The organism is Actinomycetes bacterium, from assembly GCA_036000965.1.
Taxonomy (GTDB): Bacteria; Actinomycetota; CALGFH01; order CALGFH01; family CALGFH01; genus DASYUT01.
In genome coordinates this window covers 1-1,871 of record DASYUT010000243.1, presented here as the reverse complement: position 1 = coordinate 1,871, position 1,871 = coordinate 1, and the positions used below count along the sequence as shown (strand labels likewise).

Here is a 1,871-nt window from a genome sequence, read left to right as displayed (position 1 = left end):
GCGGCGCCTTGGCGGCCGGCCAGTCCCGCAGGCCGGTCTCGGCGACCAGGCGGGGGCTGCGGGGGTCGGTGATCTCGATGATGTCGACGTCGGTCTGGCCCTGCTCCTCGTCGTCGGAGGCCACCAGGAACGCGCGCCCGCCCTGCTGCCAGGCGAACACGCTGTGGTACTGGCGGACCGGGACGGGGTTGCCGGCCGCGTTCCTGGCGTCGCCGAAGTTCTCCGCCAGCGCCACCGGGGCCAGCGGGTTGGTGATGTCCCACAGCGAGGCGCCACCAAGGCCGCCGGCGCCGCAGACCTCGTTGTTGAGCGCCAGGACGTCGCCGGTGAAGGCGGGGGTGTCGAGGTGGAGGGCGTGCACGCCCTCACCGACGAACGAGCCCTGATGGGCGGGGATGAACCCGACCTCCCGCGGGTTGGCGGGGTTGGCGATGTCCACGACATAGGCGCCGCCCGCGCCGTCGGCGGTGCAGCCGGGCGAGAACTGCGCCAGGTAGGCGTAGTTGCCCAGCGTGCCAACGTCGGCGACGATGCCCTGGGCGGCGTCATGGACGCGCAGCTTGCCGACCAGCTGCACGTTGTGACTCGTCGGCGGCAGGTGCCCACCAGGACCGCCGTGCTGGTGGAGGTGGACCGGGTCGGACTCGCGGGCGTTGTCGATCACGCCGTCGGTCGCCGAGACGTCGGGACCCTCCCTGGGGTCCGCGGCGGCCAGCGCGGCGTTCCACGAGGTCAACCCAAGGGCCAGCAGCACAGCGAGCAACCATGGCTTCCTCATCCCAACCTCCCTGTTGGCGGAAATGGCCCGAGTCGAGGGTCTGGTGGTCTTCGCCGACGGTGAGCAAGGGGAGCCGAGCGACCGGTGGAGGGAGTCAGTCCAAAAGGGCTAGTCGACCTTGGGGAAACCTACCTCACGGCGACGTGGCCGCCAAGGGTGGGTTTGACCTGCTTGTTCAGTGGGGGGGCGCCGCCTCGCGGCACCCCCCTCCTCGCGCCTGAGCTAGTTCGTGCGGGTGACGATGTAGAGGCCGAAGTTGATGTCGCTTAGGTAGATCCGGTTGCCGAGCGGGTACGCGCCCCAGACGAAGGGGATCGGGTGCCTGCCTGCCGGGCCGAAGCTGGCGAAGACCCCCGTCGGGTCAAGCGTCGGCTTGGGCCGGTAGAAGCCGACCTCCCGCGGCTTGCTCGGATTGGCGATGTCCACGATGCGCAGCCCGTCGGAGTACCAGCTCAGGTACAGCGTGGTTCCCCGGATCTGCGGGTTGTGAGCCGTGTAGAACCCCGAGGTCGAGTTCGTCAGCGAGTGCGGCGTGGCGAAGTCGCTCAGATGCTGCGGGCTTGCGGGACTGGCGATCCCCCAGAGCCGCGCGAAGCCCCAGGTGTCGCCACGCTCTTTCGGTTCCCCGGCTGCGACCAGCTCGCCGGGGCTGAAGTCCTCGTCGGTGGTGACCAGCACCGTCCCGGCCGCGTTGGGCATCGCCGAGTGAGTGTCGCCCTCGCTGCCCGCCGGGTAGCGCGTGCGCCCCACCATGCCGATGGCGGCGGGGTTGGAGATGTCGACGATGACCGCGCCCGCGTCCCAGTAGGCGACGTAGGCGGTCATGCCGTCGGAGCTCGGCGAGGCGCTGTGGCCAAAGACCGCCCCGAAATGGCCGCGGCACAGCGGCTGCTGCCCGGCGGGCGGGGTGCAGTCGAACGGGGCCGGCAGGCCGATGCCCGCGATCCCAAACGGCAGCCCGCCGTCCTTGCCGGCGCCCCAGTCGTCGGTCCGGACCGGGTGGCGCGGGTCGGTGACCTCGACCAGCTGGAAGTCGCCGACCGTCCCATCCGAGGCGAGCTCCGAGAACGGCACGGCCGCCAGCGCGAACACC

General features: G+C 71.0%; 2 protein-coding genes. Both read right to left on the bottom strand.

Annotation, left to right across the window (positions count from 1 at the left end; genetic code table 11):
• Positions 1-778 (bottom strand): hypothetical protein (locus VG276_21340; GenBank protein HEV8651868.1); only part of this gene is annotated, 778 nt, incomplete at its 3' end.
• A 222-nt stretch (positions 779-1,000) separates the two neighbouring features.
• A partial coding sequence (locus VG276_21335; protein HEV8651867.1) for a hypothetical protein occupies positions 1,001-1,871 on the bottom strand: 871 nt, incomplete at its 5' end.